Below are 25,246 nucleotides of genomic sequence, written 5' to 3' on the forward strand. Positions count from 1 at the left end.
CACGCCCCCTTCATCCCCTCCAGCAAACCGCACCACTCCACCAGCCGCACCGACGGCAACCGCACATCCCTGGCAGGGCGATCCGCCGTCGCTCCACGTGCCGTGCGCAGCACCTCCAAGACCCGGCACGCGTCAGCGCGTCGCCGAGACACCGAACCAATCGTCCCCGTACCGGGGCATCCGGACGAAAGACACACATCATGACCGCAGATGCAGGCTTGTCCGTCTTCGAGCAGCTCGACCTGCCCGACACGAGCCTCGCCCGGGACACCTATGCCTATGTGGACCGGATCTCGCCCGCATTCGTTCTCCATCACAGCGTCCGTAGCTATGTTTTCGCTCGCGCTCATGCTCATGCTCAGGGTCTGCGCGCCGGTAGCGACTACGACGACGAGTTGCTGTTCCTCAGCTGTGTTCTGCACGACATCGGCCTGACTGACGAGGGCAACGGCGACCAGCGCTTCGAAGTCGACGGCGCTGACGCCGCAGCGGCATTCCTGCGCGAGCGCGGCGTCGAGGAACGGCGTATCGCCATCGCCTGGGACGCCATCGCCCTGCACACCTCGGACGGCATCGCCGCGCGGAAGGGCACGGAGGTCGCGCCGGCCCAGGCCGGTATCGGCACCGACATCCTCGGAGTCCAGCGTGACAGCCTGCCATCCGGCCTCGCCGACGATGTGCACGTCCTGCTCCCGCGCCTGGACCTGGCCTACGCGCTCAGCGACGCCATCCTCACCCAGGCCACGGCCAAGCCGCACAAGGCATCCCCGATCACCTTCCCGGGCGAGCTGCTGCGCCGTCACCTGCCGTACGGCGCCTATCCCTCCTGGTACGACCTACTGGCCTCGGCCGGCTGGGGCGACAAGCCGGTCGGTCTCACCGCCCGGCGCCGCGCTGAGACGCCTCAGCAGGTGGGGACCTTGTTCATGGAGTACCTGGAGGCAGGGGACGTCGAGGGTCTGGTGTCGCTCTACGAGCCGAACGCCCACTTCGTTCCTGCCCCCGGGACTCACTTGACGGGCACCGACGCCATCCGCGCGGCCATGCAGCAGATGGTCGACAGCGGCTCCCACCTCAACCTCGAACTGCGAGACATCCGACAGGTTGACGACATCGCCCTGGTGTCGAACAACGCCACACTCACCGGAGCCGGACCGGAGCCGGTGATCTCCACCACCACCGAGATCCTCCGACGTCAGCCGGACGGCGGCTGGGCCCACGTCGTGGACGACCCGTTCGACAACGTCGGGCGGGTGTAGATTTGTTTCCGCACGGGGCCATGAGGCCGTGAAGAAGGCGTGTGGATGTATCCTCTCCCTACTCACCCGTCGCACCGGGCAGCGCACTGTCCGAAACCCAGCACGGGCGTTCCCATCCCAGCACGGTAGGGATGAGCAGGGGTGATGACAGGTGACGAGGGGTCAGATATCCCAGCACCATCCCAGCGCGGGAGAAAAACCAAGGGCCCGACTCCGAGGAGTCGGGCCCTCTCTGACCTGGGCGTTTGCCAGATCAGCGACGTGGTGATATGTCAGCGGCTACACGTTGAAGCGGAACTCGACCACGGTGAACTGCGCGCTCCGAAACCAGCTCTGACCAGGCATTTATACATTGAATCTGAATTCGACCACGTCGCCGTCGTGCATGACGTAGTCCTTGCCCTCCATGCGGACCTTGCCGGCGGAGCGCGCGTCGGCCATGGAGCCTGCGGCCATCAGGTCGTCGTAGGAGGTGATCTCGGCCTTGATGAAGCCGCGCTCGAAGTCCGTGTGGATGACGCCCGCCGCCTGCGGCGCGGTGGCGCCCTGCGGGATCGTCCAGGCGCGCGCCTCCTTGGGGCCCGCCGTGAGGTAGGTCTGCAGCCCGAGGGTGTGGAACCCGGCGCGGGCCAGTGCGTTCAGGCCTGGTTCCTCCTGGCCGACCGATTCGAGCAGCTCCTGGACCGCCTCTTCGTCGTCCAGCTCCAGCAGCTCGGCCTCGACCTTCGCGTCGAGGAACACGGCGTCGGCGGGCGCGACCAGCTCGGCCAGCTCGGCACGCTTGGCCTCGTCGGCGAGGATGCCCTCGTCGGCGTTGAACACGTACAGGAACGGTTTGACCGTCAGCAGGCTCAGCTCACGCAGCAGCTCGAGGTCGACCTCCTTCTGCGCGGCGAACAGCGTGCGACCGGAGTCGAGGATCTCCTTGGCCTTCTTCGCGTTCTCCAACGCCGGGCGCGCCTCCTTCTTCGTGCGCGCCTCCTTCTCCATCCGCGTCAGCGCCTTCTCCAGAGTCTGCAGATCGGCGAGGATGAGCTCGGTGTTGATCGTCTCGATGTCCGACGTCGGGTCGATCGTGCCGTCGACGTGCGTGACGTCCGGATCGTCGAACACGCGGATGACCTGGCAGATCGCGTTGGCCTCGCGGATGTTGGCGAGGAACTTGTTGCCGAGCCCCGCCCCCTCGGAGGCGCCCTTGACGATGCCGGCGATGTCGACGAACGACACCGTCGCCGGGACCGTCTTCGCCGAGTCGAACATCTCGGCCAGCTTGTCCAGGCGCGAATCGGGCAGCGGGACGACACCGACGTTGGGCTCGATCGTCGCGAACGGATAGTTCGCCGCGAGCACGTCGTTGCGGGTCAGGGCGTTGAACAGGGTCGACTTGCCGACGTTGGGCAGGCCTACGATGCCGAGGGTCAAACTCACGACTCGTGAGTGTACGTGCCGCCGACACGCCCCTCACGATCCCGTGCCACCACCCCGGCCGTGGTGTCCGATTTCCGCGAGTCACGGCGCTGACCTGGTGGCAGTATCGGCGGCATGACCGAAACGGCCACCACGGGCATCTGGCTCGACACCGACCGCTGCTACGCGGCCGTGCGCTCGCGCGACGCCCGGTTCGACGGCCGGTTCATCACCGGTGTGCGCACCACCGGCATCTACTGCCGCCCGTCCTGCCCCGCGATCACCCCCAAGCGCGGCAACGTCGACTTCTTCCCCACTGCCGCCGCAGCCCAGGCCCGCGGCTTTCGCGCCTGCCGCCGCTGCCTGCCCGACGCGGTGCCCGGCTCGCCCGACTGGAACGTCCGCGCCGACCTCGCCGCCCGCGCCATGCGGCTCATCGCCGAAGGCACCGTCGAACGGGAAGGCGTCCCCGGGCTGGCGCGGCGGCTGGGCTACTCGGAACGCCAGCTCGGCCGGGTGCTCACCGCCGAACTGGGCGCGGGCCCGCTCGCACTCGCCCGCGCCCACCGCGCGCACGCCGCCCGGCTGCTCATCGAACGCTCCGCGATGCCGCTCACCGACGTCGCGTTCGCCGCGGGCTTCGCGAGCGTGCGGCAGTTCAACGACACGATCCGCTCCGTGTTCGGGATGCCCCCGTCCGACCTGCGCACCCGTGCGACGTCCCGGCGCGTCGACGACCAGGCCCAGGCGGAACCGGTGTCCGGCACGAGACTGACGCTGCGCCTGCCACTGCGCCCACCGTTCGACGGCGACGGCCTGCTGGCCTTCCTCGCGGCCCGCGCGCTCACCGGCGTCGAGACGGCCACCGCCACCCGCTACACGCGGACACTGCGCCTGCCCCACGGGCCCGGCCGGATGAGCGTGACGCCCACCTCCGCGGCGGCGGCCGACCGCACTGCCCACGTGCGGTGCGAGCTGTGGCTCACCGACGTCCGCGACCTCGCCGGAGCCGTCGCACGAGTGCGCAGGCTGCTCGACCTCGACGCCGACCCGGCAGCCGTCGACGACGCCCTCCGCCACGACGTGGCGCTGGCACCGCTCGTCACGGCCCGGCCCGGCATCCGCCTCCCCGGCGCCGTCGACGGGCCCGAACTCGTGCTGCGCACCATGCTCGGCCAACAGGTGTCGGTCGCCGCCGCCCGCACCACCACGAACCGCCTCGTCGGCGAACTCGGCGACGCCCTCCCTGGCGCCGGCCCGACGGAAGACGCCACCGAGACGGAAACGCCGATGCGGCTGTTCCCCACCGCGTCGGCCGTGGCCGACCACGCCACCGACGTCCTGCGCGGAGCCCGCAGCCGCATCGACGGGATCCGCACCGTCGCCGCCGCCCTGGCCTCCGGCGACCTCGCCGTCCACGCAGGCCGCGACCCCGACGAACTGCGCGACGACCTGCTGGCGCTGCCGGGGATCGGCCCGTGGACCGCCGACTACGTCGTCATGCGCGCACTCGGCAGGCCCGACGTACTGGTCGGCGGCGACCTCGCGCTGCGACACGGTGCCGCCGCGATCGGCATCGACCCGCAGTCACTGTCGGATCGCGCGCTTTCCTGGCGACCGTGGCGGTCCTACGCGGGCATGCACCTCTGGGCGGCCGCCGTGCAGAACCCGACCACCTCCGGCCACGCCGGCGCCAACCCGGACGGGCCGACGACACGCTCCGGAACACCACCTGTCGACGCTCAGGAAGGAACCCCATGACCACCGCCACCTGGTCCACACAGGACACCCATGTCGGTCCGTTCACGGCGATCGTGGCCGCCGACGGCGCGGTCCTCGCCTCCGGCTGGACGTCTGATGTGGACGAACTTCTCCCCGTTGTCTCGCCGTCCCTCCGGCCCGCCGAAGTCCGCGAGAAACGCGACCTGGGCGATGTCACGGCGGCCGTCCACCGCTACCACCGCGGCGAGTTCGACGCCGTCGACCCGATCGTCGTGCGCCAGCGTTCCGGGGAGTTCCTCGGCCACGCCTGGGACGTCCTCCGCACGGTGCCCGCAGGGAAATCCGTGACCTACACGGACCTGGCCGCGCTCGCCGGACGCCCGGACGCCGTCCGCGCCGCCGCGTCGGCCTGCGCACGCAACGCCTGTGCCCTGTTCGTGCCCTGCCACCGCGTGCTGCGCGTCGGCGGCGCGATGGGCGGCTTCCGGTGGGGCGTCGACGTCAAACGGCGCCTGCTCGCACACGAACACCCCGCCTGACCGGCAGGCGAACCGGTCACGACACGGATCCGGGCGGAGCGACACGCATGTCACCCCGCCCGAATCGGCACCACCCGCTCCGGCCTCGCCGCCGGCTGCGCCTCAGTTGCCCGGCTGCTGTGGTTGCTGCGGTTGCGGCTGCTGTGGTTGTTGCTGCGGCGGTTGCTGCTGCCCGCCCTGCTGCTGTTGTGCGGCCTGGAGCAACTTCCGGCATTCCGGAGCCTGCTGGAACTCGCCCGACAGCTGCGGGTTCGACTGCAACTGTTTGATCGGCTTCTGCAGGTCCACCTGCTGCAGCTTGCTGCTCGCCGACTGCACGGCCTGCTTCGTGGCCTGGTCCGAATCCGGCGCCTTGTCGAGCTCCGTCTTCGCCTCACCGGCCGTCGAACGGAGCTTCTTGTACGACTCCTTGGCGGTCGCGAGGAACTGGTCACCGCCCTCGGTGGGCGACGAACCCATCGCGTTCATGTCGGCCAGGAACTTGTCGACGCCCTGGGTGATCGCCCCGAGCATCGTCGTCATCGACTTCTTCACCGCCGCCGGATCCTGCGACTGGGGCGGCGGCGTGCCCTGCGACGATGCCGAGAACTCGGCCAGGCTCCCGCAGAACCCGTCGATCCACCGGACGCCCTCCTGGCTGACCTGCGCGTCGCCCTGGCCGCCCTGCTGCGATCCCGACGGGCCGGGGCTCGCCAAGCTCGACGCCGAACCGCTCGCCGGGCCGCCCTGCCCACCGGCGTTGTCGGTCTCCCCGCCGCCGCAACCGGCGAGCACGACCGCGCCGGCGGCGACCGTGGCGAGCAATGTCAGGTGAGGTCGCATATCCGACCCTCCGAACTGTCGTAGGTGCGCCCGGACGTCCCCGGCCGCTGGTGGCTCCGCGCAGCCCCGCGAACACCCACCGCCGACCCGGCATCGATTGCTCGGGTCAGAGGAGGAAAGCCCCGGCCTGCGTGCCGTGGCGCGTGTCAGCCCCCTGCGCCGAGTTGCGGCGCGGCGGGCAGCTCCGGCTGGGCGGCGAACAGGTCCAGGTACATGCCGCCCGCGAGCAACACCCCGAGCAGTCCGAGGACGACACCGCCCACGGCCAGGGCCGTGACCCAGGGCCGCTTGTCGGCGCGGCGCGTGTGCGCGAAGAGCACGACGGCCCCTACGACCACGGCGACGAGCGCGATGATCCCGTTGACCAGCGCGGTCGTGTGCCACGGCGCACCGTAGAACGCCTCGATCTGGTCACCACCGCCGCCGGTGCCGGCTTCGATCTGGCCGACGATCTCCTGCCGGGCACGCAACATGTCACTCAACGGATTGCCGATGAGCGAGCTCAACCCGAGCCCGGAACTCACCAGAGCGATGCCACCGAGCACACCGACGCCCGAGCCCGAGGATCCGGCACGCGACGTACCGGCACCCACAGCAGCGGCACTCTCCGCGGGAACCGTGTCATCTGCAGGACGCGTGTCGTCTGTGGGAACCGTGTCGTCTGTGGGAACCGTGGCCACTGGGGGAGCCGTGGCGCCCTCGGGCACCGTGCCCTCTGCGGTTGCCGTGCCCTCTGCGGGAGCCGTGCCGTCCGAGGGAATGCCGGAGTGGGGAGACGAGTGCGGCGGCTGGGCCTCCTCCCTCGTCTCGTCCTGATCGCCGCCGACGATCCCGGTCGCTTGTTCGGTGCCGTCAGAAGTCATTGCGGGCCAGGCTACGCAGTCCGGCCTGATACCCCAGTAAAGTGGCGGCCGTCAGGCGACGCCGATGTCCCCGTCGAGACCGCCTTCGATCCGCACGCTCGAACCGGTGCGGGCCTTGCGCACCCGCAACCGCGTCGGGATGCGCTGGCGCAGCTCCTCGACGTGCGACACCAGCCCGACGACACGTCCGCCCGCGCGGAGTTCGTCGAGCACGTCCATGACCACGTCGAGGGTTTCGCCGTCCAGCGTGCCGAAGCCCTCGTCGACGAACAACGTGTCCAGCAACGCACCACCGGTCTCGGCAGCCACGACGTCCGCCAGTCCGAGCGCGAGCGACAGCGACGCCAGGAACGACTCACCGCCCGACAACGTCTTCGCCGAGCGCACCATCCCGGAGTAGTCGTCGAGCACGTCGAGGCCCAGCCCGCCGCTCTTGCCGTGACTGCCGGGTGCGTCGGAGTGCACGAGCGAGTACCGGCCGTGGCTCATCGACCGCAACCGCGCCGTGGCCGCGACCGCCACCTCTTCGAGCCGCGCCGCGAGCACGTAGGACCGCAGCGACATGCGGCGGGCGTTCTGCCCACGGCCGTTCACGACCTCCGTGAGCGCGTCCAGCTCGGCGAACTCCTCCTCGGCGGGTGCGAGTTGCCGCAGCACGGCGTCCAATTCACCCGCGAGCGCGTCGAGGTCACGGGCGCGCCGCGTGTGTTCCTGCAGGGTCGCCGCGTCCTGTTCGGCCTGCTGCCGCGCCTGCTCGGCCGCCTGCCGGGCCGATTCGACGTCGACCACCCGGTCCGGCTCGACACCGAACAGTTCCGGTTCGGCCAGCACGGCACGAGCCGTCGCCTCGGCCTGTTCGGCGTCGGCGAGCGACTGTTCGAGCTCCGCAATCCGCTCCTGGCCGCGGGCCGCGGCGCGCGCCTCGTCGACGTCGGCGAACCCGGCCGTCCGCGCTGCCTCCGCTGCGGCCGCCACGTGCTCGTCGACGCGCTCGCGGGCCTCGCGCAGCTCGGCCCTGGCGTCGGCGAGCCCGTCGAGCGCCCCGGCCAGTTCCGTCAGGTGCGCGCGCCGCGCCGCGACGTCCGCGAACTCGCCCGCCGCCTCCTCGAGGCGTCGCTGCCGCTGCTCCACCTGGTCGGCGAGCCCGCGTCGCTGTTCCTCCGCCGCGGCCGCGTCCCGCTCGGCCGACGTCCGCTGGGCGGTGAGGTCCTCGTACTCGGCTTCGCCGGCGCGCACGAGCTGCTCCAGCCGGTCCTTGCGGCCCGCCGCCTCGGTCAGCGTGGCCAGCTCGGCACGGACCTCGTCCACTTCGGAGCGCAGCTGGTCGGCGGTCCGGTCGCCGAGGCGTTCGACGACGGCCGCGAGCGCCGCGTCGGCCTCGTGCCGTGCGGTCGCCGCCCGGCTCCTGCGCTGTTCCGCGGCCTGTTCTGCCTCGGTGGCGGCGCGTTCCTCCGCCTCGCCCACGCCGTCGCGGTTCACCGCCGGAGCGGGGTGGGTCTCGGAACCGCACACGGCGCAGGGTTCGCCGTCCCGCAGCTCACCCGCGAGTTCGCCCGCCATGCCGGCGAGTCGCCGTGCCCGCAGGTCGAGCAGCTCCTCGCGCGCCGACTGGTGCGCGTCGACCGCCGCCTGCTCCGCCTCACGCGCGCGGGCGGCCTCCTGCTCCAACGTCGGAACGCGCTCCGCCTCGCCCAGCAGGCCGGCCAGCTCGCTCTCTCGTGTGCGGACGGCGTCGAGGCGTACCGCCGCCTCGGCCGCGGCGTCCAGTTCGGACCGCAGCTGCCGCGTACGTTCCGGCAGCCCGGCCAACTTCTCGCCCAGTGCCGCCGCCTGCGCGGTGGCGTACTCGGAGGTCTCCACCAGCTCCTGCAAGCGGTGGCGATCCCGGTGCTGCTGCTCGGCCTCCTCGACGAGCCCGGCCAGCGTGCCCGCTTCTTCGCGCACCTCACCCGCGCGGGTGCGCAACGTCGCGACGTCGGGATCGCCGGCGTCGAGCTCCGAACCCACCCGACCGTCGGCACGCCCGCAGGCCACGACCGTCTCCCGTGCCCTCCGGTCCCGCTCGACCGCGCGGTCGAGCCGCTCGCGCTGCCGGTCGGCCTCCGCCGCGAGGCCGGTCACCGTCGACGCCCGCCGCGCGGCCGCGAGTTCGGACTTCCACTCGCCGCGCAGGTCCGCTTCCTTCGCCAGCTCGGCCAGGCTCTCGTGCGCGTTGCGCACCCGGCGTACCCGGTCGGCCTCGGTGCGCCGCTCCTCGAGCTCCGCCGCCGCACGTTCCCGCGCCGTGGCGGACGCGTCGGCCGCCGCTGTCGCCTCGGCGACCGCTTCGGACGCACGGTTCCGCACCTCGGCCACCCAGTCGGCGGCGGCGTCCTCGGGCGGGTCCTCGCGTGCGACCTGGCCGATCCGTGCCAGCCACTCGCGCACCGACTGCCGCTGCTCGTTCAGTTCCCGCCGCTTCTGCTGCCTGCGCTCGCTGAACCACTTCTCGGCGTCGAAGAAGCGCTGCGTGCCGAACAGCTTCTCCAGCAGGTCTTCGCGGTCCTTCGTGTCCGCCCGCAGGAACCGTGCGAACTCGCCCTGCGGGAGCAGCACCACCTGGAAGAACTGGTCACCGGTCATGCCGAGCAACCGCTCCACGGTCCGCGCGACCTCGTCGACACGGGTGACGCCCTCCGGCGGCTGCCCGCTCGGCGGATCGTCGAGCCACGTCAGCGACGCCTTCGCCTGCTGCTTCGTCGTGCCCTCGCCGCGTACCTTCGGCCGTTCGTACTCGGGATTGCGCACGATCCGGAACCGGTGCCCCTGCACCGTCAGCTCCAGTGTGACCACGGTCTGCGTGTCGCGGCCTGCCGTGTCGCAGCGGAACCGCTTGGCCTCCGCCCGTGCGCCGGGGACCTTGCCGAACAGCGCGAACGCCACGGCGTCCAGCAACGTCGTCTTGCCCGCGCCCGTGTCGCCGTGCAACAGGAAGAGCCCGTCGGCCCCCAGGGTGTCGAAGTCCACCACCTCACGGCCCGCGTACGGACCGAACGCCGAGACCTCGAGCCGGTGCAACCTCATCGCTGCTCACCGTCCTGTCCCGGATCGTGTTTGCCCGCCGCCTCCAGGGCCGCCACGAGCAACGCCTCCTCCCGGTCGTTCGGCGGAGCGTTCCGGCAGTCCTCGAGGAACCCCCGCGCGATCTCGGTGTCGGACCGGCCGCGCACCGCCTCCGCGTAGCGCAGCGCGGTCGTCTCCGCACCGTCCGGTTCCCAGTCCAGGTGCACCGCGTACGGGAACCGCTCCCTGAGCCTGCGCATCGCGTCGACGGGCCGGACCCGATCGGTCAACGTCGCCGACACGAAGCTGTCGACGTGCTGCGCGTACTCGGGCGCAGCGAGCAGTTCGTCGAGCTCGCCGCGCATCGTCGCCAGCGGCCTCGGCACCGGCAGTTCGCGGCGCCGCACCTCCCCGATACCGCCTTCGTCCACATCGAACAGGAAGACCGACTTCCGTTGTGCCATCTCGGAGAACGAGTACGCCAGCGGGCTGCCCGAGTAGCGAATGTGCTCGTCCAGCACCTGCGGTCCGTGCAGGTGCCCCAGCGCCACGTAGTCGACGCCGTCGAACACCGACGCCGGCACCTGCTCGACACCGCCGACGGCGATCGTCCGCTCGGAGTCGCACGCCGCCGCGCCGGTGACGAACGCGTGCGCCAGCACGATCGACCGCGTCCCCTCCGGCCTGGTCGCCAGGTCGTCCCTCACGCGGCGCATCGCCTCCGTCAGCACCGCGGTGTGGCCCCTGTCGTCGATGCCGAGCGCGTGCCGCGCGGTCTCCGGCTCCAGGTACGGGATGCCGTACACCACCACGGGCGCACCGGGCTTTCCGCCACCGCCGAACACGATCGGCTCTGCGATGCCTGCCACGGTGGTCCGCAGGTGCAGCCCGCCCGCCGCGGCGAACTCGGCGAACGCGCCGAGCCGGGCTGCGGAGTCGTGGTTTCCCGAGGTCAGCACCAGCTCCGCCCCGGCCTCCCTGATCCGCCGCATACCCGTCGTCGCGACGCGCACCGCCTCCGCGGACGGCACCGCACGGTCGTAGATGTCGCCCGCGACGAGAACCACGTCGACCGCCTCTTCACGAACCAGCCCCGCGAGGTGGTCCAGTGCGGCCGCCTGCTCGGTGAGCAGGTCCGCGCCGTGGAAGGTCCGGCCCACGTGCCAGTCGGAGGTATGGAGCATTCGCACGCGATCAACGCTAGGCGCCTGCACCGACAGAACCCCGCACACCCACCCGGCGTGTCACTAGAACGTGTGTTCCCGTTAGGCTGCGGCCCCCGTTGGCCGTTTTCTGTCGGGGGTGTGCGCCACCATGCGGCACGACCCGGACGGCGAACCGGACGACGAACGACGAACGAGGAGCGTGCCCTGTGGCTTCGACGGTGTTCGCCGCGGTCGCGACGGTGGCGGCGGTGCTGCTCGCGGGCGCGGTCGTGCTGCTGTGGCGGCTGTACCAGGACGGCATGCGCCGCGCCGATGACGCGGCCAAGCAGGTCGAGGCGGAACGGGTGAAGCTCGACCAGCAGCAGGCGGCGCTCCGACGGTACGAGGTGGCGTTCGCCTCGATCAGCGGCAGGGGCGAGCTCGGCGAACACGTACTGGCCGAGACCGCCCGCGCACTCGGCCTGCGGGAAGGCCTGCACTACACGCTGCAGACCGACCTCGCGGGCGGCGGCGCGGCGAAGCCGGACATGGTGCTGCGTGTCGGGGGTGACCGCACCGTGCCGGTCGACGCCAAGGCGAGTCTGGCGATCTGGGCCGAAGCGGTCGAGACCGACGATCCCGACGAGCGCATCGACGCCCTGCGCGTCCACGTGCGGAACCTGCGCTCCCGTGCCACCGAGTTGGCGGGGAAGGGCTACCAACGCTGGGCCGACGCCATCTACGGCACGGTCATGTTCGTGCCGTCGGACGCGGCGGTCGTCGCTGCGCTCGACACCGATCCAGAGCTGCTGCGGTGGATGCTCGACCGGCGCGTGTTCCTGTGCGGCCCGACGGGCTTCGCCGTCATCGCCTCGGCCGCCATGTTCGCCGCGACGGAACGCACCCTGCTGGACGACGTCGAACAGGTGAGAGCCTCCGCCGCGTCGGCCCACCGCGCGGCCGCGGGCGCCGTGGACGCCGTGAACCTGTCGAGCACGCACCTGCAGCGGTTCCTGTCCGCCCGCAAGCGGGAGTTGGAGGCGCTGGAGAACTTCCGCGGCACGGTCGCGCCGCTGACGGAGGCCGCGGCCAGCCCGGCGCCGGTGCCCGCGATCCGGAAGAACGACGAGGCCTCCGCGAACTGAGGACCGCATGTCGGATTCCGTCCCGGCACTGTGACCGGACCGGTAACCCGACGAATCACCCGAGTCGCGGCGCGCGACCTCATCCGGTCTTCACACGAGGCGCCGCGGCTGTGCCGGATGTCACGGAGCAGAGGCGCGTGCGACCACTCGGTGCGACGAACGTCGAGGATCCTTGGCGATCGTGGCCGATCTACCGGCTACGGTGTTGCCCTGTGACCGCCACACGAGATCGCCGCAGCGATCCTGACGCCGCGAACGAGGACGAGCCCGTCCCCTGGGACGAGCGTCTCGTGTTCGGTGCCCGGCGCGGTCTGCCCTGGTGGGGAGCGGTGCTGCTCGCCCTGGTCACGGCGATCGCGGGTGCGGTACTGAGCACGCAGGTGACCGACGGACTCGGCCTGCCGTTCCAGTTGATCTACGTCGCGGGCGCGCTGGCCGCGGTCGCGGCGGTGCGCAGGCGCAACCTGTTCGGGCCGATGGTCCAGCCACCACTGGTCATGGCCGTCGTCGTGCCCCTGGTCGTGCTCACCGGGACGTCGCTGCCGGAAAGCAACGACATGCTGGCCGACGTGCTGGCCGTCAGCACGCCGCTGATCAACAACTTCCCGGTGATGGCGATCGCGACGGCACTGACGGTCGCCCTCGGCGTGTTCCGCATCTACCGGGAGCGCGATCCCGACCGGCCCGTCAAGGACACCTCGAAACGTACGCGCAGCCGGGACTCCGGCGCCGGCGACGAGCGTCCTGCGGCAGCGAAGGAGAAGCGCCCCGCGAAGGGTGCGAAGGGCAAGGCTCCGGAAGATCCCGTCGCGGACTCCGACGCCGCGGCGGGGGCCGGGCGTCCCGCGGGCGACTCCGGCACGTCGGGACGCCCGCGCAAGCCACGCCCTCCGGAGGACCGCCCGGACGGCGCCCCAAGCCGCGGAGAACCGGGACGCGGCGAACCGGGGCGCGGAGAGCCGGGCCGGGGCGAACCGGGCCGAAGCGAGCCGCAGCGCAGGGGCCGACCCGCCGACGGTCCACCGGGAAGGGGCCCCCGAGGACCGGAGGACGCGCCGCCGCGCCGTCCCCGGCCCGCCGACCAGGACCGCGGGTCCCGCACGCCACCGCCGGCCGAGCGGCGCCCTCCCCGGCCCCCGCGGACGCCGCCGCCCGACGCGGGCCCCGCACCCAAACGGCCGCAGCGGCCGCCACGCGGCGAGCGTCCGGAGCCTCCGGAGCGGCCCAAGCGTCCCCGCGGAGCCGAACCGCCGCCCGGCCGCGACCGGCAGCCTCGCCGCCCGTGGGACGGCGAGGACTGAGTCCGGCCCGCCGCGCAGGCCCGGGACACCGACGCGGCGCATACGCACAGTGAGGCCGCCCTTCCCGGTCGGGAGAAGGGCGGCCTCACTCGTGTTCGCCCGCGGCGGGCCGGTCGCGCCGGAGCCTCGCCCGGCGCGACCGCAGCTGCGGGACCTCAGCGCACGCTGCTGCGGGTCTCCTTGTCGGAGCGCAGCTCCCGGGGCAGCGCGAACGAGATCTTCTCGTTGGCCGTCGTGACCTCCTGCACGTCGTCCCAGCCACGTCCGGCCAGGTCGTCGAGCAGCTCCATCACGAGCACGTCGGGCACGGAGGCACCGCTGGTCACGCCGACGGTCTCGACGCCGTCGAGCCACGCGGGGTCGACCTCGTTGGCGTAGTCGACCAGGTGGGCGTCGCTGGCGCCCGCCTGCAGCGCGACCTCGACCAGCCGCTGCGAGTTCGACGAGTTGCGCGAGCCGACCACCAGCACGAGGTCGCACTCGGCCGCCATCGCCTTGACCGCAACCTGGCGGTTCGACGTCGCGTAACAGATGTCGTCGCTCGGCGGGTCGGCGATGCCGGGGAAACGCTCGCGGAGCTGGTCGACACGCTGCATCGTCTCGTCGACGCTCAGCGTCGTCTGCGAGAGCCACACGACCTTCTCCGGGTCACGCACCTGCACCTGCGCCACGTCCTCGGGGGTGTCGACGAGCTGGACGTTCTCGGGAGCCTCACCGGAGGTGCCTTCGACCTCCTCGTGACCGTGGTGGCCGATGAGCATGATGTCGTAGTCGTCCCGGGCGAACCGGTTGACCTCCTTGTGCACCTTCGTCACGAGCGGGCACGTCGCGTCGATCGTGCGCAGGTTCCGTTTCTCGGCCTCTTCGTGCACCGCGGGCGAGACCCCGTGGGCCGAGAACACGACGAGCGCGCCCTCCGGCACCTCGGTGGTCTCGTCGACGAAGATCACGCCCCGTTCCCTCAGCGTGTCCACGACATGGCGGTTGTGGACGATCTCCTTGCGAACGTAGACGGGCGGGCCGTACATCTCGAGCGCCTTCTCGACCGTGATCACCGCACGGTCGACACCGGCGCAGTACCCGCGCGGCTTCGCGAGCAGCACACGCTTGCCGTTCTGGTCACCGCTGGGGCTGGCTGCACTCATGGGTACCAGGGTACGGACCGCACGAAAGGCCCGTCACCGCGCGAGGCATGTGGCGTCGGCCGCGGTGCACGGCGATTCCGCGGCGGTGTCGGCCCGGCCGGGAGCGGGGTGGGGCTGGGCAGGCGGAGCCCGGTGCGGCAGTCTTGGCGCATGAAGCATTTCCCGTTCCCGGTGCGGGTCGCGGCCGGCCTCGCCGCTTCGACCGCCGACACGGTTCGTGACCTGCCGAAACACCTGACAGAACTTCCGGTGACGGTCGCGAGCCAGGTGCTGCAGACCTCGATGCGGGTGCAGCAGCACGTCACCGAGCTCGCGATCAAGGGTGACGACGCGCTCGCGGCGTTCCGCGGAGTGGAGGACGAGCCCAACTGGGCGACGTTCGACGAGGACGACGACCCTGCGGCCGCGTGGGCCGAGTCCGACGTCCCGGGATCGGCGGCCACGTTCGACGACCCGTGGGACGCCGAATCGCAGGCGCTGGGCGAGGACCACGAGGACGGGGAGTTCGACGCCGCCGACACCCACATCGCGGCGACCGGCGGCCCCGTCGACACGGCCGGCACGGACCCGACCGACGGCGACACCGACACCAGCACCGGCACCGGCACCGGGGACGCGGCCTCCGCCGCCTCGCCAGGTCACGGCGACACCGGAGGGTCGGCGGCGACCACCGGCGGGAAGACCTCCGGCAGCACGCCCGCCCGGGCCTCGACATCGTCGGGGCCCGCAGGAGTGAGCGACTACGACGACCTCAGCCTGCCCGAACTGCGTTCGCGGCTGCGGTCGTTCTCCTCCGCCGAACTGGAGCAGATCCTCGAGTACGAACGCGGCAACGAGAACCGGCCGTCGTTCACGGGCATGCTGAGCCGCCGGATCGCCAACGTGCAGGCCGAGTCCGACGCCACCGGCAGCGCCACCACCGGCAGCAGCGCCACCACCGAGAGCGCCGACGCCGCGACGGGTGACGACACGGCCGACGGCGGGGCGGACCCCACGAGCGGCGAGACCACCACGTCGTGAGCACGGACGCACAGGGCACCCAGGACGGTTCGCAGAACGCGGGCGCGCAGCCGTCGACGTCCGACAACCCGTGGCCGGTCCGCACGGTCGCACGGAAGATCGCCGACTGGATCCACCGCCTCGGGTCGGTGTGGGTCGAAGGGCAGATCACGCAGATCTCGGCGCGTCCCGGCACGCAAACGGCGTTCCTGACGTTGCGGGATCCGGCGGCCGACGTGTCGATGTCGGTGACCTGCCAGCAGCGCATGCTGCGGTCGATCGACCCGCCGCTGCGCGAGGGCGCGAGCGTGGTCGTGCACGCGCGCCCGTCGTTCTGGCTGGGCCGCGGCACGCTGAGCCTGCGGGCGAGCGAGATCCGCGCGGTCGGCATCGGCGAACTGCTCGCGCGGATCGAACGGCTCCGCAAGCTCCTCGCCGCCGAGGGCCTGTTCGCGGGGGAACGGAAGCGCCGGTTGCCCTTCCTCCCGCGCGGCATCGGCCTGATCACGGGCCGCGCCTCGGCGGCGGAGCACGACGTGCTGGCCAACGCGCAGAACCGCTGGCCCGCGGTGAAGTTCCACGTCGTCAACACGGCGGTGCAGGGCGCGAAGGCCGTACCGCAGGTGGTGCAGGCCCTGTCGGACCTCGACGCGAACCCCGAGGTCGACGTCATCGTGATCGCCCGCGGCGGCGGCAGCGTCGAGGATCTGCTGCCGTTCTCGGACGAGACGCTGTGCCGGGCGGTCGCGGCGGCGGGCACGCCGGTCGTCAGCGCGATCGGCCACGAACCGGACTCGCCGTTGCTGGACAACGTCGCGGACGTGCGCTGTTCGACGCCGACCGGCGCGGCGAAGACGATCGTGCCCGACGTCGGCGAGGAGACCGCTCGGGTGCACCAGCTGCGTGACCGTGCGCGACGGGCCCTGCACGGCTGGGTGGACGGTCAGCGCAGGCAGCTCGATCAGCTGCGCAGCCGTCCCTGCCTGGCCGACCCGCTCGGCCCGGTGGAACGCAGGGAGGCGGACGTCCAGCTGCACGTCGAACGCACCCGCAGGGCCGTCATGACCACGCTGACGCACGAGCAGAGCGCCCTGACGGCCGCGCGGGCCAGGCTGACGGCGCTCGGCCCGTCGGCGACGCTCGAACGCGGCTACGCCGTGGTGCAGTACGTCGACGCCGACGGCGAGCCGAAGGTGCTGCGGTCCGTCGACGAGGTGTCCGAGGGCACGGAGCTGCGGGTGCGAGTCACCGACGGCGCGATCTCGGCGACCACGCGATAGTGTGCGCCCGGACCCGGTCTCGACGGAGGCACGGTGTCCGGCAGGCACGCATCCGAGACGTGAGGCGAACCGCGACGTGAGCGAATCCGGTGGCGACACCCCCGACAGCGCCCCCGAGAACAGCGCCCCGGGGAACGGCGCGCCCGACGACCTGTCGGGTCTGGGCTACGAACAGGCCCGCGACCAGCTGGTCGAGGTGGTGCGCGAGCTCGAGGCGGGCGGCTTGTCGCTCGAGCAGTCGCTGGCGTTGTGGGAGCGGGGCGAGAAACTGGCGCAGCTGTGCGAGACGCACCTCGCGGGTGCCCGCGAGCGTATCGAGGCCGCGCTGGCTACCGTTGAAGACGATTCCGACGCCGGCGCGGGCGACACCGCAGGCGGATCGAACGGTGACTCGCGGGAGTGACACCGCCGTGACGTCCGCGACAACTCCATGAACGGAGCATCGCGCAGACTGTAAGCAGTCAGCCGCGCCGATCTTTCCTCGAGCGCGTACCGACGCGACACCCACCTCGGGAGGCAGCATGACCACCAGCACGCCGAGACGGGGCGAGACGCCCGATCGCAACCTCGCCATGGAGCTCGTCCGGGTGACCGAGGCCGCGGCGATGGCGGCGGGCCGTTGGGTCGGCAAGGGCGACAAGATCGGTGGCGACGGCGCGGCGGTCGACGCGATGCGCCAGCTCATCGGGACCGTGTCGATGTCCGGTGTGGTCGTGATCGGCGAGGGCGAGAAGGACGAGGCGCCCATGCTGTTCAACGGCGAGGAGGTCGGCAACGGCGACGGGCCGCAGTGCGACGTCGCCGTGGACCCGATCGACGGTACGACGCTGATGAGCAAGGGCATGCCGAACGCGCTGGCCGTGCTGGCCGTGGCCGAGCGGGGCGCGATGTTCGACCCGTCGGCGGTGTTCTACATGGAGAAGATCGCCGTCGGCCCCGAGGGCGCGGGGGTGATCGACATCGAGGCGTCCATCGCGGAGAACATCCGCCGTGTCGCGAAGGCCAAGCAGAGCAGCGTCTCCGACGTCACGGTGTGCATCCTGGACCGCCCGCGGCACGAGACGATGGTCAAGGAGGTCCGCGAGGCGGGTGCGCGCATCCGTTTCATCAGCGACGGTGACGTCGCGGGTGCGATCGCGACCGCCCGGTCCAACTCGGGTGTCGACATGTTGCTCGGCATCGGCGGCACTCCGGAAGGCATCATCGCCGCGGCGGCGCTCAAGTGCCTCGGCGGCGAGCTGCAGGGCAAGCTGTGGCCGAAGGACGACGAGGAGCGGCAGCAGGCGATCGACGCGGGCCACGACCTCGACCGGGTACTGACCACGGACGACCTCGTGCGCGGCGACAACGTGTTCTTCTGCGCGACCGGCATCACCGACGGCGACCTGCTGCGCGGCGTGCACTACCGCGCGGGCGGCGCGACGACGGAGTCGATCGTCATGCGCTCGAAGTCCGGCACCGTGCGGCTGATCGACGGCTACCACCGGCTGAACAAGTTGCGCACGTTCTCGACGGTCGACTTCGACGGCGACACCGGTTCGGCCGTCCCGCCGATTCCCTGATGCGGGGCGGGCTCTCTCGCTTCGCCACCGTCGTCTCGGCCGTCGCGGCCTGCCTGGCGACCGTCGTGGCGCCCACGGCGTCCGCGGCGGTGCAGCCGGATCTGGTCGGCGGTACGCCCGCGGGTGAGACGTACCCGTTCATGGCGTCGCTGCAGGACGGCGGCGAGCACGTGTGTGGCGCAGCGCTGCTGCGACCGGAGTGGCTGGTCACCGCGGCCCACTGCGTTCAGGGAGCAGGCGGCGAGGCTCAGGACCCCGCCGCGTTGACGGCCCGGATCGGCAGCACCGACCGGACGCAAGGTGGCGAGGTCGCCGAGGCCGCGGAGGTCGTCGTCCACCCGACGTACCAGTACCCGGGTTCGACCGGCGACGTCGCGCTCGTCCGGCTGAGCGCTCCCGTGTCGCAGCAGCCGGTCGCGATCGCGGGTGCCGACGCGGCTGCCGACGATGCCGCACCCGAGGGTCCTGCACCGACCGAACCCGGAACGCCGACGCGGCTGCTCGGCTGGGGCCAGACGTGCCCGGAGAACGGCTGCGGCGAGGCTCCTGTGACGCTGCAGCAGGTCGACACGCAGGTCGTCGACGGTCAGCGGTGCGGCGCCGGGTTCGATGCGGCCTCCGAGGTGTGCACAGGGAATCCCGACGGTGCGGGTGCGTGCTACGGCGACTCGGGCGGACCGCAGCTCGTGCGCGCGGGCGAGAGGTGGCGCCTCGTCGGCATGTCGAGCCGAGCAGGCAACAACGAACCCGTCTGCGGCACGTCCCCGTCGATCTACACCTCCGCCACGGCCTACGCGCCGTGGATCGACGAGACGATGACGCGCTGACCGCTCACCCGCTGGAATGGCCCGGGAACAGCCGGGCCGACGGGTCGAGTTCGACGGCGATGTTGTTGATCGCCGTGGCGGCCTCGCCGAATCCCGTCGCGATGAGCTTGACCTTGCCGGGGTAGGCGGCGACGTCGCCCGCGGCGTAGATCCTCGGACGCGCCGTCGCCATGGTCGAGTCCACGGTGATCGAACGCTGGTGGATCTCCAGGCCCCAGTCCTCGATCGGCCCGAGGTCGGCGGTGAAGCCGAGTGCGGCCACGACGGTCTGGGCGGGCAGCACCTCCGGCCGCGTCTCCTTGGTGTCCGGGTCCTTGATCTCCAGTGCCACCTCGGCGAGCGTGCCGTCGGCGTCGCCGCGCAGTTCGGCGACCTCGGCGTCGGTGATGATCCTGATGCCGGCCTCCCGTGCCTCGCGGATGATCGACTCGGCCGCCCGGAACTTGGCCCTGCGGTGCACGAGCGTCACGCTGCGGGCGACCGGGTGCAGCGCCAGCACCCAGTCGAACGCCGAATCGCCGCCGCCGACGACCACGACGTCCTTGCCCGCGTGCTCGTCGAGCGCGGGCACGAAGTGCACCATTCCCCTGCCGAGCCAGCCGTCGCCCGCGGGCAGCGGCCGGGGCGTGAACTCGCCGATACCCGCGGTGATCAGCACCGCCTTGGCGCGCACGGTCTCCCCGCCGGCCTCGCCGTCGAGTGTCATCGTGAGCCGCTCGCCGTCGTCGTCGAGCGCGTGGGCCTTGCGACCGAGCAGGTACCGCGGGTTCCACTGGTTCGCCTGTTCGACGAGTCCTTTCACGAGGTCGCGTCCGCGCACCCCGGGGAACCCGGCCACGTCGTAGATCATCTTCTCCGGGTACATGGCTGTGACCTGGCCGCCCGCCTCGGGAAGCGAGTCGACGATCGCCGCCGACAACCCGCGGAACCCCGCGTAGTAGGCCGCGAACAGGCCCGTCGGTCCCGCGCCGACGATGAGCACGTCGACATCGGCGAGCTCGGCCGCCCCGGTGGGAACCGTCGTCCCGGTGGGCCCCGTTTCCGTGAAGCCCGTCGTCTCGGTGGTCTCCGTTGGTTCGGCCATGGGCGCACCGCCCTTTCCGCCGTCGATGAGTAGGCGCACTCTTGATCGTAATGCCGTGACGCCGGTGATGTGATCGCCGCGACACCCGGCACCGCCGTAGGCACCCGTCCCGCCGCCTGTCTCGGCGACGTGCCGCACGACACCCGGCGCATCGGGCGGCAGCGGGAGCAGACTGGGGACATGGCAGAGCAGGAATTCCGGATCGAACACGACACGATGGGCGAGGTCAAGGTTCCGGCCGACGCCCTGTACCGCGCACAGACACAGCGGGCGGTGGAGAACTTCCCGATCTCCGGCGCGGGCCTGGAACGCGCCCAGATCCGGGCGCTCGGGCTCCTCAAGGCGGCCTGTGCCCGGGTGAACGCGCGCCTGGGCGTGCTCGACGCCGAGGTGGCCGCGGCCATCGCGAGCGCGGCCGACGAGGTCGCCGAGGGGCGCCACGACGACCACTTCCCCATCGACGTGTTCCAGACCGGCTCGGGTACGTCGTCGAACATGAACGCCAACGAGGTCATCGCCACCCTCGCCTCCCGGGCGCTGGGTCGGGACGTGCACCCGAACGACCACGTCAACGCCTCGCAGTCGTCCAACGACACGTTCCCCACGACCATCCACGTCGCCGCGACCGAGGCCGTGCTCACCGACGTCGTCCCGGCGCTGGAGCACCTGGCGACGACGATCGAGCAGCGGGCCGCGGAGTGGGCCGAGGTCGTGAAGTCGGGGCGCACGCACCTGATGGACGCCGTCCCGATCACGCTCGGCCAGGAGGCGGGCGCGTGGGCGTCGCAGGTGCGGTTCGGCATCGAACGCCTGCGCAGCGGACTGCCGAGGCTGGGCGAGCTCCCCATCGGCGGCACGGCGGTCGGCTCCGGACTCAACGCGCCCGCCGGGTTCGGCTCGGCCGTCGCCGACGAACTCGCCAAGGTGACCGACCTGCCGCTCGCCGAGGCGCGCAACCACTTCGAGGCGCAGGCCTCGCAGGACGGCGTGGTCGAGACCTCCGGGCACCTGCGCACGGTGGCGGTGTCGCTGAACAAGATCGCCAACGACCTGCGGTGGCTCGGTTCCGGGCCGCGCACGGGACTGTCCGAACTGGCGCTGCCCGATCTGCAGCCGGGCTCGTCGATCATGCCGGGCAAGGTCAACCCGGTCATCCCGGAGGCGACGCTCCAGGTCGTGGCACAGGTGATCGGCAACGACGCGGCCGTCGCGTTCGCCGGGTCGCAGGGCAACTTCCAGCTGAACGTGAACCTGCCCGTGATCGCACGCAACGTGCTGGAGTCGGCGCGGCTGCTGTCGGCCGTGTCGCGGCTGCTGGCCGACAAGGTGTTCGCGGGCCTGACCGTCAACACCGAGCGCACCCAGGCCTACGCCGAGGGCTCGCCGTCGATCGTGACGCCGCTCAACGCCTACATCGGTTACGAGGAGGCCGCGGCCGTGGCCAAGCAGGCCCTCAAGGAGCTGAAGACGATCCGGGAGGTCGTCGTCGAGCGCGGCTACATCGAGCAGGGCAAACTCACCGAGGCCCAGCTCGACGACGCCCTCGACGTGCTCGGCATGGCACGCGGCGGGAAATGAGGACCCCGTGGGGCCGCCGCGCACGGCGGTGGCCCCACGGCTACAACGGTGCCGGGTACGTCGGCGCCGGGTAGCTCAGTGCCGGAAGCTCAGCGCCGGGTACCTCAGCGCCGGGAGCTCAGCGTCCGATGCGTCAGCGGCGCAGGCGTCGCCAGGTGCGCACCGCCAGCGGCAGGAAGACCGCCGTCAGCAGGACCGGCCACCCGACGGCGAGCCACGGTGCGGCGCCGACGACCCACGAGTCGCCCACGCCGGGAGCACCGAGCAGGTCCCGCACGGCCGTCGTGGTGCCGGTGAGCGGATTCGCCTCGGCGACCACGCCGAGCCACCGCGGCATCGTGGCCGTGTCGACGAACACGCCGGACAGCATCAGCAGCGGCCACACGGCCACCTGCACCGCGTTCACCGCCTCCTGGCTGCGCACCCGCAGGCCGACGAACATGCCGAGCCACAGCATCGCCACCCGCAGCAGCACCAGCAGGCCCACCACGGCCGCCCACGCGGCAAGGCCCGCGTCGGGCCGCCACCCGAACAGCAACCCGGCCACGGCGACCACGGCCAGTCCGACCACGGAGTTCAGCAGGTCGGCCGCGCACCGGCCGGTGAGCACGGCCGCACCGGACACCGGCAGCGACCGGAACCGTTCCGTGACACCCCGCGACGCGTCGAGGGACACGGCCGACATCGTGGACTCCAGGCCGAAGAACATCGTCACCGCGAGCATGCCGGGCATCACGAAGTCCACATAGGATCCGCTACCGGACCGGCCCAGCGCTCCGCCGAGGAGTCCGACGAACATCGCGAACACGAGCACCGGGAACAGCCAGCCGAACACGACGACACCAGGCCGGTTCCGCCAGTGTTGCAGTTCCCGCACCGTCATCGTCGCGACGTCGGCCAGCCCCTGTCGCAGTCCTCCCACGGCCGGGGCCGGCGTCCGCGGAGTCGTCGAGGTCGTCGTCGGAGTCGTCATGCCGGCACCGTTCCTTCCACATCGGACCGTTCCGTGCCGGTGTCTCCCGTGCCGGGCTCTTCCGCCACGGAACCGGTCAGTTCGAGGAACGCGTCGTCGAGCGTGGGTGTGCGGATCGCGACGTCGGCGAGGTCGACACCGGCCTCCCGCACCGCGCCGACGACGTTCGTCAACGCCCGGCCGCGGTCGGTGACGGGCACGCTCACACAGCCGTCGGCGACGTGGGCCTCGGCGCTGGCGAACGGGCGCACGAGACCGGGGACACGGTCGGCGTCGGCGCGAACCTCGGGGGTCAGTTCGAGCCGGTCGTCGCCGACGCGCGCCTTGAGTACCGCCGGAGTGCCCTCGGCGACCACCCTGCCGCGGGCGACGAGCGAGATGTGATCCGCCAACCGGTCGGCCTCCTCCAGGTACTGGGTGGTCAGCAGCACCGTCGTGCCGCGGGACGCGAGGTTCCGCACGGCGTCCCAGACGTCCCGCCGGGCCGCAGGGTCGAGGCCGGTCGTGGGCTCGTCGACGAACAGCACCTCGGGCGCGACCAGCAGCGCCGCGGCGAGATCCAGCTTGCGGCGCATGCCGCCCGAGTAGGTGGCGAGCCGTTTGCCCGCGGCGTCGGTGAGGCCGAACCGTTCGAGCAACTCGTCGGCACGGTGTGCCGCTCCGGTACGCGACAGCCTGCCGAGCCTGCCGAACATCACGAGGTTCTGCCTGCCGGTGAGGTCCTCGTCGACAGCGGCGTACTGGCCGACCAGACCGATCCGGGCCCGCACGCCGCGACCGTCGGTGCGGACGTCCCGCCCGGCGACGCGCACGCTTCCGGAGTCGCAGGCCAGCAGTGTCGTCATGACCCGGATCGCGGTCGTCTTGCCCGCCCCGTTGTGACCCAGCAGGCCGTGCACGGTCCCGCGGCCGACCGTGAGATCGAACCCGTCCAGCGCCGGGGCACCGGCGCCGGGATACGTCTTGCGCACACCGGCCGCCTCGACGGCGAACGTGCGCAGCTGATCCGACATTCGTCCCCTCCCTTTTCGTACGGCTTACCGTACAGCGTACGTAACACCGTACGGTAGATTCGCCGCGGAGGAAACCGCCTGCCGGAAGGAACCGACGTGGCCAAGGGCACCGCGCTCGCCGACCTGACGCGGAGCATCTACCTGCTGTGGGGACACCACCCGAAACCCGGCCGCTCGGGGCTGACGGTGCCCGCGATCGTCGAGGCGGGTACCGAGCTCGCCGACACTCACGGACTGGCCGCGGTGTCCATGCGGAAGGTCGCCGAGCATCTGGGCGTGGGCGCGATGTCGCTGTACGGCTACGTCCCCGGCAAGGAGGACCTCACTGCGTTGATGACGGACGCGGCGTACGGCGAGCTCTACGACGACGTCACCACACCTGCCGACGCGGGCGACTGGCGCGAGGCGATGCGACTGGTCGCACGCCGCAACTGGGAGCTGTACGAACGACATCCGTGGCTGCTGGACGTGCGCACCCCGCGGCCGGACCTGGGACCGGGCGTCGTGCGTAAGTACGAGGCCGAACTGCGTCCCCTCGACGGCATCGGACTGTCGGACGTGGAGATGGACAGCGTGCTCACGCTGATCCTCGGCCACGTCACCGATTCGGCGCGCAGTCACGCCCAGCACCTGCGGGACAACGCGGGCATGTCCGACGTCGAGTGGTGGGACACGGTCTCACCCGTGCTGGATCAGGTCATGAAGGACCAGGAGCTGCCGGTGTCCGGCCGGGTCGGCGCCGCGGTCGGCGCGGAGTTCCAGGCCGCCACCAACCCGGAGCACGTGTTCACGTTCGGCCTCGAAGTGATCCTCGACGGCGTGCAGGCACGCCTCAGCTGACGCCGGCGTGCGTCAGAGCGCGGCGTCGAGCAGCTGCCGGGCCGCGTCCCTGGCACCCGCCACCGCACCGGCGACGACGTCGAACGAGGCCGCCACCGCGGCGCCCTCGAACAGCATGAACAGGGACGCCGCGACCTTCCGCGGATTGCGGGCGCCGGTCTCGCGCACGAGCTGCCGCAGGTAGTCCAGCACCCACTGCTTCTCGCTCGCGATCGCCGGGCGCGCGGGGTGGTCCGGGTCGGGCAGCTCGGCCAGCGCGTTGACGAACGCGCAGCCGCGCGGATTCTCCGCGGCCATCCACGATTCCAGGGCGTCGAACATCAGGAGCACACGCCGCCGAGGGGAGAACCTACCAGGCTGCTCGACGACCGCGGTCACGTGTTCGCGCCACCGGGCGTCCCGGCGTTCGAGGTACAGCCGGACGATGGCGTCCTTCGAGCCGAACCTGTCGTAGAGCGTCTTCTTCGTGACCCCCGCCTCGGCGGCGATCATGTCGACGCCGACGGCGTGGATTCCGTTGTCGTAGAAGAGCTTCTCCACGACCTCGAGCACCCGCTCGGCCGCGGGTGTCATCACCGGCTGCTCGGTCATCCCCCGATCCTATCCCACCCCGCCCCGGCGACCTTGACGGTAAACAGACCTGTCTAGTAGTGGTAAGTATACCGGTCAGTTTAGTTCGACCCTCGGGTCGACCAGGGGA

General features: G+C 71.7%; 22 protein-coding genes. 12 read left to right on the top strand and 10 right to left on the bottom strand.

The window, feature by feature from the left end:
* Positions 1–200: 200 nt before the first annotated feature.
* Positions 201–1,259 carry an SgcJ/EcaC family oxidoreductase gene (locus LY13_RS09320; RefSeq protein ID WP_253827923.1) on the top strand — a complete coding sequence of 353 codons (1,059 nt, stop codon included), beginning with the start codon at positions 201–203 and terminating at the stop codon, positions 1,257–1,259.
* Between the two features lie 345 nt (positions 1,260–1,604).
* Here the strand turns inward: LY13_RS09320 and ychF are convergent, their stop codons facing one another.
* Entirely contained in the window at positions 1,605–2,687 is a 1,083-nt protein-coding gene (ychF, locus tag LY13_RS09325; protein ID WP_253827924.1) for a redox-regulated ATPase YchF, read from the bottom strand.
* 114 nt (positions 2,688–2,801) lie between these two features.
* On the opposite strand from ychF, the gene LY13_RS09330 reads away from it, so the two are divergent.
* Entirely contained in the window at positions 2,802–4,427 is a 1,626-nt protein-coding gene (locus tag LY13_RS09330) for a DNA-3-methyladenine glycosylase 2 family protein (RefSeq protein WP_301298711.1), read from the top strand.
* A complete protein-coding gene (locus LY13_RS09335) occupies positions 4,424–4,927 on the top strand; it encodes a methylated-DNA--[protein]-cysteine S-methyltransferase (protein ID WP_253827925.1) in 504 nt (167 codons plus the stop codon). Before LY13_RS09330 ends, LY13_RS09335 begins: the two co-directional genes overlap by 4 nt.
* A 102-nt stretch (positions 4,928–5,029) precedes the next feature.
* Here the strand turns inward: LY13_RS09335 and LY13_RS09340 are convergent, their stop codons facing one another.
* The 4 genes from LY13_RS09340 to LY13_RS09355 all read right to left on the bottom strand — a co-directional run bounded on the left by LY13_RS09340 (position 5,030) and on the right by LY13_RS09355 (position 10,844).
* Complete coding sequence (locus LY13_RS09340; RefSeq protein WP_253827926.1) at positions 5,030–5,749, bottom strand: hypothetical protein; 720 nt, start codon at positions 5,747–5,749, stop codon at positions 5,030–5,032.
* A gap of 146 nt (positions 5,750–5,895) precedes the next feature.
* On the bottom strand, positions 5,896–6,612 hold the full coding sequence (locus LY13_RS09345) for a hypothetical protein (RefSeq protein ID WP_253827927.1): 717 nt from the start codon (positions 6,610–6,612) through the stop codon (positions 5,896–5,898).
* A gap of 51 nt (positions 6,613–6,663) precedes the next feature.
* Positions 6,664–9,675: an AAA family ATPase gene (locus LY13_RS09350; RefSeq protein ID WP_253827928.1), complete on the bottom strand. Its 3,012-nt coding sequence runs from the start codon at positions 9,673–9,675 to the stop codon at positions 6,664–6,666.
* The gene (locus tag LY13_RS09355) at positions 9,672–10,844 is read right to left on the bottom strand and encodes an exonuclease SbcCD subunit D (RefSeq protein WP_253827929.1); all 1,173 of its coding nucleotides are present in this window, start codon (positions 10,842–10,844) and stop codon (positions 9,672–9,674) included. The genes LY13_RS09350 and LY13_RS09355 overlap by 4 nt, the downstream gene beginning before the upstream one ends.
* Positions 10,845–11,026: 182 nt before the next feature.
* Between LY13_RS09355 and LY13_RS09360 the strand changes: the two genes are divergently transcribed.
* Both LY13_RS09360 and LY13_RS09365 read left to right on the top strand, forming a co-directional pair.
* Entirely contained in the window at positions 11,027–11,944 is a 918-nt protein-coding gene (locus LY13_RS09360; protein ID WP_253827930.1) for a DNA recombination protein RmuC, read from the top strand.
* A gap of 212 nt (positions 11,945–12,156) precedes the next feature.
* Complete coding sequence (locus LY13_RS09365; RefSeq protein ID WP_253827931.1) at positions 12,157–13,245, top strand: DUF6542 domain-containing protein; 1,089 nt, start codon at positions 12,157–12,159, stop codon at positions 13,243–13,245.
* A gap of 155 nt (positions 13,246–13,400) precedes the next feature.
* On the opposite strand, the gene LY13_RS09370 is transcribed toward LY13_RS09365, so the two are convergent.
* A complete protein-coding gene (locus LY13_RS09370; RefSeq protein WP_253827932.1) occupies positions 13,401–14,390 on the bottom strand; it encodes a 4-hydroxy-3-methylbut-2-enyl diphosphate reductase in 990 nt (329 codons plus the stop codon).
* 150 nt (positions 14,391–14,540) lie between these two features.
* Here LY13_RS09370 and LY13_RS09375 point away from each other — a divergent pair, with 150 nt between their 5' ends.
* The 5 genes from LY13_RS09375 to LY13_RS09395 all read left to right on the top strand — a co-directional run bounded on the left by LY13_RS09375 (position 14,541) and on the right by LY13_RS09395 (position 19,058).
* Positions 14,541–15,410: a lipid droplet-associated protein gene (locus LY13_RS09375; protein ID WP_253827933.1), complete on the top strand. Its 870-nt coding sequence runs from the start codon at positions 14,541–14,543 to the stop codon at positions 15,408–15,410.
* Positions 15,407–16,669, top strand: coding sequence for an exodeoxyribonuclease VII large subunit (xseA, locus tag LY13_RS09380; protein WP_253827934.1), 1,263 nt, complete (start codon positions 15,407–15,409; stop codon positions 16,667–16,669). The genes LY13_RS09375 and xseA overlap by 4 nt, the downstream gene beginning before the upstream one ends.
* A 151-nt stretch (positions 16,670–16,820) precedes the next feature.
* Positions 16,821–17,072, top strand: a complete 252-nt coding sequence (locus tag LY13_RS09385; protein ID WP_253828065.1) for an exodeoxyribonuclease VII small subunit — start codon at positions 16,821–16,823, stop codon at positions 17,070–17,072.
* 118 nt (positions 17,073–17,190) lie between these two features.
* Entirely contained in the window at positions 17,191–18,231 is a 1,041-nt protein-coding gene (glpX, locus tag LY13_RS09390; protein ID WP_253827935.1) for a class II fructose-bisphosphatase, read from the top strand.
* Positions 18,231–19,058, top strand: coding sequence for a S1 family peptidase (locus LY13_RS09395; protein WP_253827936.1), 828 nt, complete (start codon positions 18,231–18,233; stop codon positions 19,056–19,058). The genes glpX and LY13_RS09395 overlap by 1 nt, the downstream gene beginning before the upstream one ends.
* A 4-nt stretch (positions 19,059–19,062) precedes the next feature.
* Here the strand turns inward: LY13_RS09395 and LY13_RS09400 are convergent, their stop codons facing one another.
* The gene (locus tag LY13_RS09400; RefSeq protein ID WP_253827937.1) at positions 19,063–20,142 is read right to left on the bottom strand and encodes an NAD(P)/FAD-dependent oxidoreductase; all 1,080 of its coding nucleotides are present in this window, start codon (positions 20,140–20,142) and stop codon (positions 19,063–19,065) included.
* Positions 20,143–20,322: 180 nt separating this feature from the next.
* Between LY13_RS09400 and LY13_RS09405 the strand changes: the two genes are divergently transcribed.
* A complete protein-coding gene (locus LY13_RS09405; protein ID WP_253827938.1) occupies positions 20,323–21,720 on the top strand; it encodes a class II fumarate hydratase in 1,398 nt (465 codons plus the stop codon).
* 133 nt (positions 21,721–21,853) lie between these two features.
* Here LY13_RS09405 and LY13_RS09410 read toward each other — a convergent pair whose 3' ends face one another.
* Together LY13_RS09410 and LY13_RS09415 are read right to left on the bottom strand one after the other, a co-directional pair.
* Positions 21,854–22,693, bottom strand: a complete 840-nt coding sequence (locus tag LY13_RS09410; RefSeq protein WP_253827939.1) for an ABC transporter permease — start codon at positions 22,691–22,693, stop codon at positions 21,854–21,856.
* Positions 22,690–23,706, bottom strand: coding sequence for an ATP-binding cassette domain-containing protein (locus tag LY13_RS09415; protein WP_253827940.1), 1,017 nt, complete (start codon positions 23,704–23,706; stop codon positions 22,690–22,692). Before LY13_RS09415 ends, LY13_RS09410 begins: the two co-directional genes overlap by 4 nt.
* Positions 23,707–23,802: 96 nt before the next feature.
* Here LY13_RS09415 and LY13_RS09420 point away from each other — a divergent pair, with 96 nt between their 5' ends.
* Positions 23,803–24,546 carry a TetR/AcrR family transcriptional regulator gene (locus tag LY13_RS09420; protein WP_253827941.1) on the top strand — a complete coding sequence of 248 codons (744 nt, stop codon included), beginning with the start codon at positions 23,803–23,805 and terminating at the stop codon, positions 24,544–24,546.
* 12 nt (positions 24,547–24,558) lie between these two features.
* Here LY13_RS09420 and LY13_RS09425 read toward each other — a convergent pair whose 3' ends face one another.
* Complete coding sequence (locus LY13_RS09425) at positions 24,559–25,137, bottom strand: TetR/AcrR family transcriptional regulator (RefSeq protein ID WP_253827942.1); 579 nt, start codon at positions 25,135–25,137, stop codon at positions 24,559–24,561.
* Positions 25,138–25,246: the final 109 nt, after the last annotated feature.

Source organism: Prauserella aidingensis (genome assembly GCF_024171865.1).
GTDB classification, from domain to species: Bacteria; Actinomycetota; Actinomycetes; order Mycobacteriales; family Pseudonocardiaceae; genus Prauserella; species Prauserella aidingensis.